The organism is Streptomyces sp. NPDC050418, assembly GCF_044458745.1.
In the GTDB taxonomy this organism is placed as follows: domain Bacteria; phylum Actinomycetota; class Actinomycetes; order Streptomycetales; family Streptomycetaceae; genus Streptomyces.
The window spans coordinates 17,361-33,858 of sequence record NZ_JBITIG010000004.1; the positions used below are offsets into that span (position 1 = coordinate 17,361).

Below are 16,498 nucleotides of genomic sequence, written 5' to 3' on the forward strand. Positions count from 1 at the left end.
ACGAACTCGGCCCACGTCGACCCGACCAACCCCGGCCCCGCACCGAGCCCCGGCCTACCCCCCACCCACCAACCGCCGAGCCCGCAACGCCAGGCTCAGGGCGAGGACCGTCTGCGGGTCGTCCAGGTCCGTGCCCAGCAGTTCCGCGATCCGGGCCAGGCGGTTGTACAGCGTCTGGCGGTTCAGATGCAGCTCGCGTGCCGTTTCGGCCTTGCGGCCCGCGTGGGTGAGGTACGTGGACAGGGTCGGAAGCAGCGGGGGCTTGGCGCGTGCGTCGTGTTCGATCAGCGGGCCGATCGCGCGGTCCACGAACGCGGCCAGATCGGGATGGTCGCGCAGCCGCCACAGGAGCAGCTCGGTGTCGAGGCGACGCGCGTCGTACCAGGGCCGGTCGGACAGGCCCTGCGCCGCGGTCGCCGTCTCGGCCGCGTGCCGCAGGCCCGCCGAGGCCGCCACCCAGCCGCCCGCGACCCCGACCACGACCACCGGCGCACGGCCCGCCGGACGCAGCCCCGCCCGCTCGACCCCGGACCGCAGCGCGGCGGCGACGCGGTCCGCCACGGCCGTCCGTTCGGACTCGCCCCGCAGCCCGACGAGCAGCGGTACCCGGCCCTCCACCGGCCGTACGCCGACCAGGACCGGTACGCCCACGGACGCCAGCTCCTCCGACACGGCCCGCGCCAGCACCGCCCAGCCACCGCCCGGTGCGAAGGCCACCGTGTCCTCGGGCAGCCGCATCACGACCGGGAGCAGTGGACCGTCGCCCGGCTTGAAGCCGAGCACGCGCGCCTGCCCCGGCGCGTCCTGCGCGGCGATCCGGCCCTCGGCGAGATCGGTCAGGAAGTCGCCGCGCCCGCGCGCCGCCAGCTCCTCCTCCTGGCGCGCCTGCATCAGCACGACGGCGAGGATCCCCGCGGCGCGCTCGGCCGCGATCCGGTGCACGGGCAGCAGCGGCGCCCCGACGGCGAGCAGCGCGATCCGCGCGCGGACGGAGCCGCCGCCGGGCACGTCGACGAGCACCGCGTTCGCGGGCGGCCCGCTCTCGCGCGAGCGCCCCCGCAGCCCCTCCCACACCTGCAGCGGGTCGACGCCCGCGGCGGAGGACGGTCCGGCCGCGTACAGGAGCTGTCCGTCGGCGGTCTCCAGGAACACCGGGTTGGCCGCGAACTCCGCGAGGATCGCCAGGACCTGCGGCACCCCGCCCCCGCCGAGCAGCGCCTGCGTGCAGCGGCGGTGCACCTCCTCGGCCTCCTTGAGGAGCGTGTAGTGCCCGTTGACGATCTCGGTGTGCACTTCCTCGGTGACGGTCACGAACGGCACTTCGCGGTGCAGCTGGACGAGGGGGAGCCCGGCCGAGCGCGCGGCCTCCACGAGCGCCGTGGGCAACCGGGCGAAGCGCGGCCCGAGTTCGACGACGAGGGCCGCGATCTGCCGCTCCGCCAGCTTCCGTACGAAGGCCCGCTGCTCGGCCGGACGCGTACCGAGCCCGAGCCCTGTGGTCAGGAGCAGCTCGCCGCCCTTGAGCAGCGAGGCGATATTGGGCACCTCGCCCGCGTGCACCCAGCGGACGGTCCGCTGCAGCCGGTCCGCCCCGACGACGACCTCGGGCAGACCGCTGCGCAGCCCGGGCAGTTCGAGCGCCCGCTGGACCGTGATCCCGCCGCCGTCGGCGGGCCCGTGCATGTTCATCTTCCGGACGCTACCTGCGGCCGCGTTTCCGGAACATCACCGGCCGGTCACAGCGGGGGTTCCACCGCGCTGAAAGGCGACAACTCGTCGTCCCCGCACGCCGATTGCATGACGTGATGTCGGTTGTGGCCTGCGTCACCCGGGGCCATGCTGCGCGGTCATGACAGAAACCTCTCCGCGTACCGATGCGCCAGGGCCCGCGCCACGTCCCGAGGTGCACCGGCTCAAGGCGAACTCCGTCGGCCTCATGGGTGTCGTCTTCATGGCCGTCGCCACCGCCGCACCCATCACGGCGATGACCGGCAACCTGCCCATCGCCGTCGGCTTCGGCAACGGCACCGGCGCCCCCGCCGGCTATCTGTTCGCCACGCTCGTCCTGACGGTGTTCTCGGTGGGCTACGTGGCCATGGCCCGCCGCATCACCGCCGCGGGCGCCTTCTACGGCTTCATCTCGCACGGTCTGGGACGCATCGCGGGCATGGCCTCCGGCATGCTCGCCGTCCTCGCGTACGTGGTGTTCGAGGCCTCGATCGTCGGCGTCTTCGCGTACTTCACCAAGACCACCGTCGCCGACCAGCTGGGCTGGGACGGGCCCTGGATCCTGTACGCGGCGGCGATGCTCGCCGTGACCGGTGTCCTCGCGTACTTCGACATCAACCTCACCGCCAAGGCGCTCGGCGTGATGCTGGTCGCCGAGATAGCCGTCCTGTTCGTGGTCGCCACGGCCGTGCTGCTCAACGGCGGCGGCCCCGACGGCATCCCGGTCGAGCCGATCAACCCGAAGAACGCCTTCACGGGCGCCTCCGCCGGGCTCGGACTCTTCTTCGCCTTCTGGTCCTGGGTCGGCTTCGAATCGACCGCCATGTACGGCGAGGAGTCCAGGAACCCGAAGAAGGTCATCCCGCGCGCCACCCTGATCTCGGTGGTCGGCGTCGGCCTCTTCTACATCTACGTCTCGTGGATGACCATCGCCGGTAACGGCCTGTCCGGCTCGGTCAAGACCTCCTCGTCGGCCAACCCCCTGGACCTGTTCTTCGACCCGGCGAACACCTACATCGGGGCCTGGGCCGTCGACACCTTCCAGTGGCTCCTGATCACCGGCTCGTTCGCCTGCGGCATGGCCTTCCACCAGTGCGCCTCGCGCTACCTGTACGCCATCGGCCGCGAAGGCTTCCTGCACCCCGCCCTCGGCCGTACGCACCCCAAGCACGCCTCCCCGTACATCGCCTCGTACGTCCAGAGCGCCATCGCCGTCGCGCTCGTGGCCGCCTTCTGGCTCACCGGACAGGACCCGTACATCCACCTGTACACGCTGCTCGCGATCCTTGGCACGATGGCGATCCTCATCGTGCAGACGCTCTGCTCGTTCGCCGTGATCGGCTACTTCCGCAGGAACCACCCCGAGGACCGGCACTGGTTCAGGACCCTCGTCGCCCCGCTGCTCGGCGGCATCGGCATGATCGCCGTGGTCGTGCTGCTCGTGATCAACATGGAGACCGCGGCCGGCCTCGCTGCCGACTCCGTCTTCTTCAAGGCCATCCCCTGGGTGGTGGGAGCTGTCTTCTTCGGCGGCCTCGGACTCGGCCTCCATCTCAAGGCCAAGCGGCCCGAGCGCTACGAGATCATCGGCCGGATCGTCCTGGAGGACGCGGCCGAACGCGAGGACACCCCCACCACTCCCGCCGGCGTCTGACGATCCGAGGAGCGTTCCCATGGCTCGTACGCACCTGATGCACGCCCTGCACCGCATGGCCGCCGAGCGCGCCGCGGCCGACCGGCTCGGCCTCGATCCGGCCGAGGTCCGCGGCTCCTCGCGCCGCACCCTGCTCAAGCGGGCGGCCGCCCTGGGCCTCGGCACGGCCGTCGCCGCCCAGGCCGCGCCCGCGGCGGCGGCCCCCGCGTCCGGCAAGGGCGCGGCACCCCGCATCGCCGTGGTCGGTGCCGGCATCGCCGGCCTCACGGCCGCCCTCACCCTGCACGACGCCGGCCTGCCCTGCACGCTCTACGAGGCGGACCCCGCGCGGGTCGGCGGCCGGATGTGGACCCAGCGCGAGCACTGGGCGTACGGCCAGACCTCGGAGATCGGCGGCGAGCTGATCGACACCAGCCACAAGAAGATCCTCGAACTGTGCCGCCGGTTCGACCTGCCCACGGAGGACTTCCTCGGCGGCGGCCCCAACGGAGCCGAGGAAGTCCTGTGGTTCCAGGGCGAGTACTACCCGCGCGAACAGGCGGAACAGGACTTCAACGCCGTCTACCAGGCCCTGCACCGCGACCTCATGGACGCGGGCGAGGTCTTCTGGAACCAGACCACCCCGACGGGCACCGCCCTGGACAACATGTCGATCCATGAATGGATCGACTCCCGTGTCCCCGGCGGCCACGACTCCCCGCTCGGCCGCTTCTTCGACGTGGCCTACAACGTCGAGTACGGAGCGGACACACAGGACCAGTCCTCGCTGGCCCTCGTCCTGCTGATGGGCTACCAGCCCAATCCCGGCAACTTCAACATCTGGGGCCTGTCCAACGAGCGCTACCACATCACCGGCGGCAACGATCAACTCCCGCGCGCCATCGCGGAGTTCCTGCCCGACGGCACCCTGCGCCACGGCTGGTCCCTGAACGCCGTACGGGCCAACGCGGACGGCACCCAGACGCTCACCTTCAGCGAGGCGGGCGCCACCCGCACGGTCACCGCCGACCACACGGTCCTGTGCGTCCCGCTGCCCGTCCTGCAGCAGCTCGACCTCGCGAAGGCCGGGCTCGACAGCCGGATGACGAACCTCCTGCGGGACGCCCGCATGGGCCACTGCACCAAGCTCAACCTGCAGTTCACCAGCCGCCCCTGGCGCGGCACAGGTCCCTGGCCAGGGACCTCGGCGGGCGACTGCTTCACCGACACCGACGTCCAGCAGACCTGGGACACCACCAAGATCCAGCCGGGCACGGGTGGCATCCTCATCCAGTACGGCAGCGGCAGCCTCGCCAAGGCGCTGACCCCGGCCGCTCCGTTCGCCACCGCATCGGATCGGTACGTGCGGAACCTGGCGGCGGAGCGCCTCGCCGGCATCGACGCGTTCTTTCCGGGCACCTCGGCCGCATGGAACGGCAGGGCCCAGCTCTCGGCCTGGCACCGCAATCCCCTCGCCCAAGGCGCCTACTCGTACTGGCCGGTGGGCTACCTCCACCGCTACGCCGGCTACGAAGGCACCCCGCAGGGCAACCTCCACTTCGCAGGCGAGCACTGCAGCTACGACTTCCAGGGCTTCATGGAGGGCGGCGCGACCGAGGGGGAGCGCGCCGCCAGGGAGGTGATCGGCAAGTAGGCGCTATCCGCCGTACGCCCCCGAAGCCGTCAGCCGCAACGCCGTGTCGATCAGCGGGACATGGCTGAACGCCTGCGGAAAGTTCCCCACCTGGCGCTGCAGCCGCGGATCCCACTCCTCGGCGAGCAGCCCCAGGTCGTTCCGCAGGGAGAGCAGCTTCTCGAAGAGCTCGCGGGCCTCGTCGACCCGGCCGATCATCGCGAGGTCGTCGGCGAGCCAGAACGAGCACGCGAGGAACGCGCCCTCGTCACCCTCCAGGCCGTCCACGCCCGCGTCGTCCCCGGAGGTCGGGTAGCGCAGCACGAAGCCGTCCTCCGTGGACAGCTCGCGCTGGATCGCCTCGATCGTGCCGACCACGCGCTTGTCGTCCGGCGGCAGGAAGCCCACCTGGGGGATGAGCAGCAGGGACGCGTCGAGCTCCTTGGAGCCGTACGACTGCGTGAAGGTGTTGCGCTCCGGGTCGTAACCCTTCTCGCAGACGTCACGGTGGATGTCGTCGCGCAGGTCGCGCCACTTGTCCAGCGGACCGTCGGCGTCCCCGGACTCGATCAGCTTGATGGTGCGGTCGACCGCCACCCAGGCCATCACCTTGGAGTGCACGAAGTGCCGCCGCGGGCCGCGCACCTCCCAGATGCCCTCGTCGGGCTGGTCCCAGTGGGTCTCCAGGTAGCGGATCAGCTTGAGCTGGAGCAGCGAGGCGTAGTCGTTGCGCGCGAGCCCTGTCATGTGCGCGAGGTGCAGCGCCTCGGTGACCTCGCCGTACACGTCGAGCTGCAGCTGGTGCGCCGCGCCGTTGCCGACTCGTACGGGCGTGGAGTTCTCGTAGCCCGGCAGCCACTCCAGCTCGCTCTCGCCGAGCTCGCGCTCACCGGCGATCCCGTACATGATCTGCAGGTTCTCCGGGTCGCCCGCCACCGCGCGCAGCAGCCACTCGCGCCAGGCGCGGGCCTCCTCGCGGTAGCCGGTGCGCAGGAGCGAGGAGAGCGTGATGGCCGCGTCGCGCAGCCAGGTGAAGCGGTAGTCCCAGTTGCGGCTGCCGCCGATGTCCTCGGGCAGCGAGGTGGTGGGCGCGGCCACGATCCCGCCGGTCGGCGCGTACGTCAGGGCCTTGAGTGTGATCAGCGAGCGGACCACGGCCTCGCGGTAGGGCCCGTGGTACGTGCAGTGCTCGACCCACTCGCGCCAGAACTCGTCGGTCGCCTCCAGGGCGGCCTCGGGCTCGGGCAGCGGCGGCGGCTCCTTGTGCGAGGGCTGCCAGCTGAGCGTGAACGCGATGCGGTCACCGGGGCCGACGGTGAAGTCCGAGTACGTGGTCAGGTTCTTGCCGAAGGTCTCCGCCTGGGTGTCCAGCCATACGGAGTCGGGGCCCGCGACGGCCACCGTCCGCCCGTCGACCTTGTGCACCCAGGGCACGATCCGCCCGTACGAGAACCGCATCCGCAGCGCGGAGCGCATCGGCACCCGGCCGCTGACGCCCTCGACGATCCGGATCAGCTGCGGCGCACCGTCGCGCGGCGGCATGAAGTCGGTGACCCGTACCGTGCCGCGCGGGGTGTCCCACTCGGACTCCAGGATCAGCGAGTCGCCGCGGTAGCGGCGCCGGTCCGCGGCCGGCGGCGGATCCTCGCCATGGGCCGGGCCGAGCCGCCAGAACCCGTGGTCCTCGGTGCCGAGCAGGCCCGCGAACACCGCGTGGGAGTCGAAGCGGGGCAGACAGAGCCAGTCCAGCGAGCCGTCTCTGCAGACCAGCGCCGCCGTCTGCATGTCCCCGATGAGTGCGTAATCCTCGATGCGCCCGGCCACGTGCAATCTCCCAGTCGAACGGCCACTTCCGCCCCTCCCGGGGCGCTTGCGTTGCAGTCAAGGGTCGTTGACGAGCACTTGGGTCCGGAGCGGGCGGGATGGTGCCTCTGCCGGCCGGCTCGCAGCGTATTCCGAGCAGGATACGCGCACCCTATTGATCTGTCCGGGCCTGTGGGCAAAGCGCTACGGCTGATCGGGTGAGGTGGCATCCAAGATTCATTCACGTCCACAATTTCGTATACGTCGCGTCAACCGTCGGCCACGGAATGTGCCCGTCCGCAACGGCCCCCCGGGTGGCCGGAAGCAGGCTCCCCGTGTCGCTGATACCCTGGTAGCCCGTGGACCGGTGGGCGAAAAACCCCCGACCGCAGCGACGGCCCCTCCCCTCCTTCATCTGACGGAGAGACCAGGGAGCAGCCGGTACGCAGACCACTTCGCGACCACGGGAGCCCCCTCTTGGCCATGCCGCCCAAAGCCACGACGACCAAGCACATCTTCGTCACCGGGGGTGTCGCCTCCTCCCTCGGCAAGGGCCTCACGGCCTCCAGCCTGGGTGCGCTCCTGAAGGCCCGGGGTCTTCGGGTCACGATGCAGAAGCTCGACCCGTACCTGAACGTCGACCCGGGCACGATGAACCCGTTCCAGCACGGCGAGGTGTTCGTCACCAACGACGGCGCCGAGACCGACCTGGACATCGGCCACTACGAGCGCTTCCTCGACGTCGACCTCGACGGCTCGGCCAACGTCACCACCGGCCAGGTCTACTCGACGGTCATCGCCAAGGAGCGCCGCGGCGAGTACCTCGGTGACACCGTGCAGGTCATCCCGCACATCACCAACGAGATCAAGCACCGCATCCGCCGCATGGCCACGGACGACGTCGACGTCGTCATCACGGAGGTCGGCGGCACGGTCGGCGACATCGAGTCGCTGCCGTTCCTGGAGACCGTCCGCCAGGTCCGCCACGAGGTCGGCCGCGACAACGTCTTCGTCGTGCACATCTCGCTGCTGCCCTACATCGGCCCTTCCGGCGAGCTCAAGACCAAGCCGACCCAGCACAGCGTCGCCGCGCTGCGCAACATCGGTATCCAGCCGGATGCGATCGTGCTGCGAGCCGACCGCGAGGTGCCCTCGTCCATCAAGCGCAAGATCTCGCTGATGTGCGATGTCGACGAGGCCGCCGTGGTCGCCGCCATCGACGCCAAGTCGATCTACGACATCCCGAAGGTGCTGCACACCGAGGGCCTGGACGCGTACGTCGTCCGCAAGCTGGACCTCCCGTTCCGCGACGTGAACTGGACCCAGTGGGACGACCTCCTCGACCGGGTGCACAACCCGAACCACGAGATCACCATCGCCCTGGTCGGCAAGTACATCGACCTGCCCGACGCCTACCTCTCGGTCACCGAGGCGCTGCGCGCCGGCGGCTTCGCCAACAAGGCCCGGGTCAAGGTCAAGTGGGTCACCTCCGACGACTGCAAGACCCCGGCCGGCGCCGCCAAGCAGCTCGGCGACGTCGACGCGATCTGCATCCCCGGCGGCTTCGGCGACCGCGGAGTCAACGGCAAGGTCGGCGCCATCACGTACGCCCGCGAGAACAAGATCCCGCTGCTCGGCCTCTGCCTCGGCCTGCAGTGCATCGTGATCGAGGCCGCTCGCAACCTGGCCGACATCCCGGACGCCAACTCCACCGAGTTCGACTCCGCCACCGCGCACCCGGTCATCTCCACGATGGCCGAGCAGCTCGACATCGTCGCCGGTGAGGGCGACATGGGCGGCACCATGCGGCTCGGCATGTACCCGGCGAAGCTCGCCGAGGGCTCCATCGTGCGCGAGACGTACGACGGCAAGGAGTACGTCGAGGAGCGCCACCGCCACCGCTACGAGGTCAACAACGCCTACCGCGCGGACCTCGAGAAGAAGGCCGGCATCCAGTTCTCCGGCACGTCCCCGGACAACAAGCTCGTCGAGTACGTCGAGTACCCGCGCGAGATCCACCCCTACCTGGTCGCCACCCAGGCCCACCCGGAGCTGCGCTCGCGTCCCACGCGTCCGCACCCGCTGTTCGCGGGCCTGGTGAAGGCCGCCGTGGAGCGCAAGACGGGTAAGTCCGGCAAGTAAAACCGCAGACGATACGGTTGCCGGGGTACGGGCCTCAACGCGAGGCGCGTACCCCGGTTTCTGCGTTTCTGGGCACGTGGGAGGACGTACGCCATGACGATCAAGGACACCGCCGAAGCGTGGGAGACCACGGCCAGCGCGACGCCCTTCGCCGGCAAGAAGACAAGCGTGCGCACCGACGACGTGGTGATGCCCGACGGGACCGTCGCACGCCGTGACTACCAGGTGCACCCGGGCTCGGTCGCGGTGCTCGCGCTCGACGATCTCGGCCGGGTCCTGGTGATCCGCCAGTACCGTCACCCCGTACGGCAGAAGCTGTGGGAGATCCCCGCCGGGCTCCTCGACGTCCCCGGCGAGAACCCGCTGCACGCCGCGCAGCGCGAGCTGTACGAGGAGGCGCACGTCAAGGCGGAGGACTGGCGGGTGCTCGTCGACCTGTACCCGACGCCCGGCGGCAGCGACGAAGCCGTACGCGTGTTCCTCGCACGCGATCTCTCCGAGGCGGAAGGCAAGCGCTTCGAAGTGGCCGAGGAAGAGGCCGACATGGAGCTGCGGCGCGTGCCGGTCGACGAGGTCGTGAGGGGCGTGTTCGCGGGCGAACTGCAGAACAACTGCCTGGTGACCGGTGTCCTTTCGCTGGTCGCCGCACAGCAGGGCGACGGGCTCGACGCGCTGCGTCCCGCCGAAGCCCCGTGGCCGGCCCGGCCCTTCGAGGTCTGAGCATCGGTGTGACCATCGGCTGATCCGATCGAGGGATCTGTCCGCCGCGCTCCCCGGCTTTCGTCACGATGCGTGAACTACGCTCGACGACGACGGAAAACGCCGGGGAGCACCCCGGTGTCCCCGTCTCTTCCCCGGCCGCAGCCGCGGCCGTGGCGGTGCGGCTGGACGGGAGCATGACCCGTGACGGATCAGGCGGTGGACACCCACTCGGCATCGACGCGGACCGAGGACGGCCTCGGACGCGCGCCGCGTGAATTCGTCGGCCGGCAGCGGGAGTTGAAGGAGCTGCGCGCCGACATCGAGCGCACCGGGCTCGACACCCTCGCCGGCCGCAGACCACCGCGTGCCCGCGTTCTGCTCATCGCGGGCCGCCCCGGCTCGGGCCGCACCGCCCTCGCCGACGAACTCGCCGGACAGCTCGCCGGCCGCTACCCCGACGGCACGCTGCGGGCCCAGCTCGCCGAGCCCGACGGCAGCCGGGTGCCGACCGAGCGCACCGCGCGTGAACTGCTCGACGCCCTGGACTTCCCGACCACCCCCGGCGCGGGCGAGGACGAGCTGGCCGAGGCGCTGCGGACCGCGCTCTCGGTACGCCGGGTGCTGCTGATCCTGGACGGCGCGGTCGACGCCGAGCAGGTCGAGCCGCTCCTCCCGGACGCGCCCGACTGCCTTGTCGTCGCCACCTCCGCGGGGCCGCTCACCGGGATCTCCGACGTACGGCCGTGCACCCTCGGCGGCCTCGACACCAAGTCCGCGCTGGAACTGCTCAGCAGCTGCACGGGGTCCGTACGCATCACCGTCGATCCGCGGGCGGCCGAGTCCCTCGCCGAGCTCTGCGCCCACCAGCCCGCGGCCCTCGTGCTCGCGGGCGGCTGGCTCGCCGCGCGGCCCAAGGCGTCCGTCGCCGAGCTGGGCAAGGCGCTGCGCAACGTGCCGGAGGACGAGACCGGCACCAAGGACTCCCTGGCCCGCGTCTTCCGCTTCCTGTACGAGTCGCTGCCCTCCCCGGCTGCCCGGATACTGCGACTTCTCGCCCTGGCCCCCGCGGGCCTCGCCGACGCGCACACCGCGTCCGCGCTGGCCGGCTGCTCGGTGTCGGCGGCCCGTACGACCCTTGACGACTTCGCCGCGCTCGGTCTGCTGCGGCGGGCGAGCGGTGAGCAGTACGAGGTGCCCGGCGCCCTGCACCCGCTGCTCAAGGCCCTCACCGAGGCGCACGACCGGCCCGCCGAGGTGCAGCTCGCACGGGCCAGGATGCTGGAGCGGACCGTACGGCTGCTGCAGTCCTGCCGCGCCGTCACCGAGCCGGACGGGTCTCCCGCCAGGAAAAAGCTCGCCGGACTGCCCCGCGCCCTGCGCTTTCCGCACCCCGAGGCCGCCGCCGCGTGGCTGCGGCAGCGGCGGCCCGCGCTGCTCGCCTCGGCGCGCCTCGCGGTCGCCGACGGTGAACTCGACACGCTCGCGCGCCGGTTGATGGCCGCGCTCACCCGCGCCCTGGTCGCCCACCACGGCACCGAGGCGGCGGCTCCCGAGCTGTACGGAATCCACGGTCTGGTCCTGGACGTGGCGGAGCGGCGCGACCTGCCGCGCGAGAAGGCCGCCGCCCTCCTGAACCTCGCGGACCTCGACGCGCAGACCGGCCGGACCGAGGAGGCCCTCGCCCGCTACCGGGCCGCCCTGGACACCGCACGGGCCGCCTCGGACCCGTACGCCTCCGGGCGCGCCATGGAGTCCATCGGCGGGGCCCACCAGGAGCTGGGGGACTGGCACCGGGCCGCCGACTGGTTCGGGCGCGCGCTCGCGCAGCGGCTCGCGCGCGGCGAGCGGGCCGAGGCGGCGCGGCTGTACGGGCGGCTCGGGACCGTGCACACGTATGCGGGCCAGTACGGCGAGGCACTGCGCAGCTGGCGCTCGGCGGCCACCGGGTACCGCAAGGAGGCCGATGTGCCGTCGTACGCGCGGGCGCTCAGCGAGATGGCACGGGTGCAGGAGTACGCGGGGCGGCCCGAGGAGTCGCTGCGCACCTGCCAGGAGGCCGTGGAGTGGGCCCGCAAGGCCGAGGACGTCCGGCTGCAGGCCGCGCTCCAGCTGCGCCTCGCGGACACCCTGGACCGGCTCGGGGACACCACGGCCGCCGGACTGCACCGGGCCGCCGCCGAGCGCATGCTGGGAGAAGAGCTCCACGGAACGCAATAGTCCGGCGGTCTGTGGGCAGCCGGAGCCGATGGCCTACGAAATCCGTAGTGCATCCAGATCAGATTGAAGCTTTCAAAGGCTAGACAGCGCGTCATCCTTCATTAGACTGGCTCCGCCGCCACCTTCCGCGGCCATTGCCCGGTGCGCTCTCTGCGTACGGGTTCGTACATCAATGCCCGTGAATTTCCCTGAGCCAAGGACCGTGATCGACGATGAAGGTCGGCATCCCCCGCGAGGTCAAGAACAACGAGTTCCGGGTGGCGATCACCCCTGCCGGCGTGCACGAGCTCGTGCGCCACGGCCACCAGGTCTTCATCGAGCGCGACGCCGGTGTCGGCTCCTCGATCTCGAACGAGGAGTACACCGCCGCGGGCGCGACGATCCTGCCGACCGCCGACGAGGTCTGGGCCACCGCCGACCTGCTCCTGAAGGTCAAGGAGCCGATCGCGGAGGAGTACCACCGCCTCCGCAAGGACCAGACGCTCTTCACGTACCTGCACCTCGCCGCCTCCAAGGAGTGCACGGACGCGCTCATCGAGTCCGGCACCACCGCCATCGCGTACGAGACCGTCGAGACCGCGGGCCGCGCGCTGCCGCTGCTCGCCCCGATGTCCGAGGTCGCGGGCCGTCTCGCCCCGCAGGTCGGCGCCTACCACCTGATGGCCCCGGCCGGCGGCCGCGGTGTCCTGCCGGGCGGTGTGCCCGGCACCCACCCGGGCAAGGCCGTCGTCATCGGCGCCGGTGTCTCCGGCTGGAACGCCACGCAGATCGCCGTCGGGCTCGGCTTCCACGTGACGCTGCTCGACAAGGACGTCAACAAGCTGCGCGAGGCCGACAAGATCTTCGGCACCAAGGTGCGCGCGATCATGTCCAACGCGTACGAGCTCGAGAAGGCCGTCCTCGACGCCGACCTCGTGGTCGGTGCCGTCCTGATCCCCGGCGCCAAGGCGCCGAAGCTCGTCACCAACGAGCTCGTCTCCCGGATGAAGCCCGGAAGTGTTCTTGTCGACATTGCGATCGACCAGGGCGGCTGCTTCGAGGACTCGCACCCGACCACCCACGCCGAGCCGACCTTCAAGGTGCACAACTCGGTCTTCTACTGCGTGGCCAACATGCCGGGCGCGGTGCCGAACACCTCGACGTACGCGCTGACCAACGCGACGCTGCCGTACATCGTCGAACTCGCCAACCGTGGCTGGGTGGAGGCGCTGCGCCGTGACCCCGCGCTCGCGCTGGGCCTCAACACCCATGACGGCCAGGTCGTTTACGGCCCCGTCGCCGAAGCGCACGGCATGGAGCACGTCGAGCTGAGCACCCTGCTCGGCTGAACTGAGCGCCCTCCCGGGGCGATCGGTCAACCCGCCGCGTCAACCTGACGCAGACGGCCGGATCTTGTGTACCAAGGTCCGGCCGTCTGTGTATCCCGTCACGTTTGCGAGGGACGGTCAACTCGCGTCGAACGTAACGGTTCAACCGTTTCGCACACCCGTGAAACCAGTCGAGTGGTCGCTGTACAGGCTCGGTCCACCCTTGACAGGCGGCTGTTCCTTTGCCGACACATCGGGCCGGGTCCGGCGGATTGTGTTGCTGCGGACCGGTGACACGCCATAGAGTCGCCAACCGTCGGCATGCTGTCACGCTGACCTATCGATAAATGTTCCTGGTCACCCAAGGAGGTAAGACGACTTGTGAATGAGTCGACATTTACTCCCGGGGGTGGCCAACCAGGAATGCCTGCGCAGGGATCGGTCCCCCCGGGGTCCGAAGCTGTCGGTCCTGTCGGGGCAGTCGGCTCAGTAGCCGTACGAACCTTCGCCGAGCGACAGAACACACAGCGCATCGCCCCCACGCAGACGCTGCACGCCCACCAGAGCATGGATGGCCATCAAGTGAACGCCATGGCCGGCGACCGGAGTGGTGAGACCCCGACGCAGTTCGCCGATATCGACGAACTGCCCGAGGGCCACTTCTACGACCCCGACGCCGAGTACGAGCCCGATCCCGAATACGCGGCCACGCTGGCCCCGGACGCTGCCCGCCAGCGTCGGGAGCGCATCGGCCCGACCGGGCGGCCGCTGCCGTACTTCCCGATCCCTGGTCCGCTGACGGACCACGGGCCCGCGAAGATCATCGCGATGTGCAACCAGAAGGGCGGCGTCGGCAAGACCACGTCGACCATCAACCTGGGCGCGGCGCTCGCCGAGTACGGCCGCCGCGTGCTGCTCGTCGACTTCGACCCGCAGGGTGCCCTCTCGGTCGGTCTCGGTGTCAACCCGATGGAGCTCGACCTCACCGTCTACAACCTGCTCATGGAGCGGGGCATGGCGGCCGACGAGGTGCTCCTGAAGACCGCGGTCCCCAACATGGACCTGCTGCCCAGCAACATCGACCTGTCGGCTGCCGAGGTGCAGCTGGTGAGCGAGGTCGCGCGCGAGTCCACGCTGCAGCGTGCGCTCAAGCCGCTGATGCAGGACTACGACTACATCGTGATCGACTGTCAGCCGTCCCTCGGTCTCCTGACCGTGAACGCGCTTACTGCCGCGCACAAGGTGATCGTGCCGCTCGAGTGCGAGTTCTTCGCGCTGCGCGGTGTCGCGCTGCTCACCGAGACGATCGAGAAGGTGCAGGAACGTCTCAACCCCGACCTGGAGCTGGACGGCATCCTCGCGACGATGTACGACTCGCGCACGGTGCACAGCCGTGAGGTGCTCGCGCGCGTCGTCGAGGCCTTCGACGATCACGTCTACCACACGGTCATCGGGCGTACGGTCCGTTTCCCGGAGACCACGGTCGCCGGCGAGCCGATCACCACGTACGCCTCCAACTCCGTTGGTGCGGCCGCCTACCGTCAGCTCGCCAGGGAGGTGCTCGCCCGGTGTCACGCCGAGTGAGTCTGCCCGGGGCCGACGAACTGTTCCGTACGACCGGGGGCATGGCGCTGCAGTCGTCGTCTCCGCGCAAGCAGGCGAACGGCGAGCCGCGGGTGCCCGCGCCCGCCGGTGAGAGCGACGCGGCGGCCGCGGCGTCCGGCAGCGGCTCCGACGAGGCCGAACACGCGCCCGCGGAGGCCGAGTCGGGGGCGGCCTCGCGGACGCGCTCCGAGGACGAGGAGCCTGCCTCCGCGCAGCGGGGCGAAGGTTCCGGGGGTTCGGGCGGTGCCAAGTCCGGTGCGGGGGCGGCTGCTTCCTCGTCCGGTTCCGCCCGCAAGCGAGGGCGCGCCACGCGGCGGCCCAGTGGGCGTGAGCGGCACGACGAGAAGATCACCGTGTACGTCTCCGCCGAGGAACTGATGGACCTCGAACACGCGCGGCTCGTCCTGCGCGGCGAGCACGGCCTCGCGGTGGACCGCGGACGGATCGTGCGCGAGGCGGTGGCCGTGGTGCTCGCCGATCTGGAGTCCCGCGGCGACGCCAGCATTCTGGTACGGCGGCTCCGGGGCCGGTGAGTTTCCGGTACGGCGTTCGAGGGCGCCGTACCGCGGGGCGGTAGCCTGCGGACTGCTCCGCCCGTTCCTGTCTGCCGCCGCCCTTGGACCACGATGACCGACGACCCGACCGCTCCCTCCCGCCGTTCCCGCCGCATGCTCGGGCGTGGTCCGGGGGCGGGGCCTGGGGTGGGTGTCGGTGACGGCGCCGGTGAGGACGTGGTGGAGGCCGAGCCGGTCGAGCCGGACGAGCCCGTCGTGGTCCCGCCCGAGCCGGCCGTGGACGTCGAACCGGCTGCCGTCGCGGTCGCCGAGCCGGAGCCCGAGCCCGACCTCGATCCCACCGAACCCCCCGCCGACGACGGCAAGTTCAAGGTGCGGCTCGCGAACTTCGAGGGGCCCTTCGACCTCCTGCTGCAGCTCATCGCCAAGCACAAGCTCGACGTCACCGAGGTCGCGCTGTCGAAGGTCACCGATGAGTTCATGACGTACATCCGGGGCCTCGGCAGTGACTGGGACCTGGATCAGACGACCGAGTTCCTGGTCGTCGCCGCGACGCTGCTCGATCTGAAGGCGGCCAGGCTGCTGCCCTCCGCCGAGGTGGAGGACGAGGGCGACCTGGCGCTGCTCGAAGCGCGCGACCTGCTGTTCGCGCGGCTGCTCCAGTACCGCGCGTACAAACAGATCGCGGAGATCTTCAGTGGGCGGCTCGACGACGAGTCCCGCCGCCACCCCCGTACCGTCGGTCTCGAACCGCACCACGCCGACCTGCTCCCCGAGGTCGTCATCAGCATCGGCGCGGAGGGCTTCGCGAAGCTCGCGGTCAAGGCGATGCAGCCCAAGCCCAAGCCGCAGGTGTACGTCGAGCACATCCACGCCCCGCTCGTCTCCGTGCAGGAGCAGGCCGGGATCGTGGTGGCGCGGCTGAAGGAGGTGGGGCGGGCCAGCTTCAGCGAGCTGATCGGCGACACCGACGACACCCTGACCGTCGTGGCCCGCTTCCTGTCCCTCCTGGAGCTGTACCGAGAGAAGGCGGTCGCCCTCGACCAGGACGAGGCCCTCGGCGAGCTGATGGTGCGCTGGACCGGGGAGGACGGGGCCGAGTCGCTGGTCACGGACGAGTTCGACCGGGCGCCCGAGGTGCCGGACGACACCAAGGAGAAGGTGTGAGTACCGCAGAGCAGAGCCCCGCCGGGCTCCTGGACGTCGCCGGCCT

11 protein-coding genes are annotated in these 16,498 nt (G+C 70.7%); 9 read left to right on the plus strand and 2 right to left on the minus strand.

Annotated elements, in window-relative coordinates; genetic code table 11:
* Nucleotides 1–54: 54 nt before the first annotated feature.
* Complete coding sequence (locus ACIBI4_RS10335; RefSeq protein WP_399203263.1) at nucleotides 55–1,689, minus strand: PucR family transcriptional regulator; 1,635 nt, start codon at nucleotides 1,687–1,689, stop codon at nucleotides 55–57.
* Between the two features lie 160 nt (nucleotides 1,690–1,849).
* Here ACIBI4_RS10335 and ACIBI4_RS10340 point away from each other — a divergent pair, with 160 nt between their 5' ends.
* Together ACIBI4_RS10340 and ACIBI4_RS10345 are read left to right on the plus strand one after the other, a co-directional pair.
* Nucleotides 1,850–3,382, plus strand: a complete 1,533-nt coding sequence (locus tag ACIBI4_RS10340) for an APC family permease (RefSeq protein WP_399203264.1) — start codon at nucleotides 1,850–1,852, stop codon at nucleotides 3,380–3,382.
* 19 nt (nucleotides 3,383–3,401) lie between these two features.
* Nucleotides 3,402–5,015: a flavin monoamine oxidase family protein gene (locus ACIBI4_RS10345; RefSeq protein ID WP_399203265.1), complete on the plus strand. Its 1,614-nt coding sequence runs from the start codon at nucleotides 3,402–3,404 to the stop codon at nucleotides 5,013–5,015.
* A 3-nt stretch (nucleotides 5,016–5,018) separates the two neighbouring features.
* Here the strand turns inward: ACIBI4_RS10345 and ACIBI4_RS10350 are convergent, their stop codons facing one another.
* Nucleotides 5,019–6,818: a glycoside hydrolase family 15 protein gene (locus ACIBI4_RS10350; RefSeq protein WP_399203266.1), complete on the minus strand. Its 1,800-nt coding sequence runs from the start codon at nucleotides 6,816–6,818 to the stop codon at nucleotides 5,019–5,021.
* 462 nt (nucleotides 6,819–7,280) lie between these two features.
* On the opposite strand from ACIBI4_RS10350, the gene ACIBI4_RS10355 reads away from it, so the two are divergent.
* From ACIBI4_RS10355 to ACIBI4_RS10385, 7 genes are all read left to right on the plus strand, one after another.
* A complete protein-coding gene (locus tag ACIBI4_RS10355) occupies nucleotides 7,281–8,939 on the plus strand; it encodes a CTP synthase (protein WP_399203267.1) in 1,659 nt (552 codons plus the stop codon).
* A 93-nt stretch (nucleotides 8,940–9,032) separates the two neighbouring features.
* Nucleotides 9,033–9,659: an NUDIX domain-containing protein gene (locus ACIBI4_RS10360; protein ID WP_399203269.1), complete on the plus strand. Its 627-nt coding sequence runs from the start codon at nucleotides 9,033–9,035 to the stop codon at nucleotides 9,657–9,659.
* A 183-nt stretch (nucleotides 9,660–9,842) separates the two neighbouring features.
* A complete protein-coding gene (locus tag ACIBI4_RS10365) occupies nucleotides 9,843–11,858 on the plus strand; it encodes a tetratricopeptide repeat protein (RefSeq protein WP_399203270.1) in 2,016 nt (671 codons plus the stop codon).
* Nucleotides 11,859–12,070: 212 nt separating this feature from the next.
* Entirely contained in the window at nucleotides 12,071–13,186 is a 1,116-nt protein-coding gene (ald, locus tag ACIBI4_RS10370) for an alanine dehydrogenase (protein ID WP_399203271.1), read from the plus strand.
* Nucleotides 13,187–13,756: 570 nt separating this feature from the next.
* Complete coding sequence (locus ACIBI4_RS10375) at nucleotides 13,757–14,749, plus strand: ParA family protein (protein WP_399203765.1); 993 nt, start codon at nucleotides 13,757–13,759, stop codon at nucleotides 14,747–14,749.
* Nucleotides 14,734–15,303 (plus strand): hypothetical protein, encoded by a 570-nt coding sequence (locus ACIBI4_RS10380; RefSeq protein WP_399203272.1) that lies wholly within the window; start codon nucleotides 14,734–14,736, stop codon nucleotides 15,301–15,303. Before ACIBI4_RS10375 ends, ACIBI4_RS10380 begins: the two co-directional genes overlap by 16 nt.
* Before the next feature lie 93 nt (nucleotides 15,304–15,396).
* Nucleotides 15,397–16,452, plus strand: a complete 1,056-nt coding sequence (locus ACIBI4_RS10385; protein WP_399203273.1) for a segregation and condensation protein A — start codon at nucleotides 15,397–15,399, stop codon at nucleotides 16,450–16,452.
* Nucleotides 16,453–16,498 lie beyond the last annotated feature (46 nt).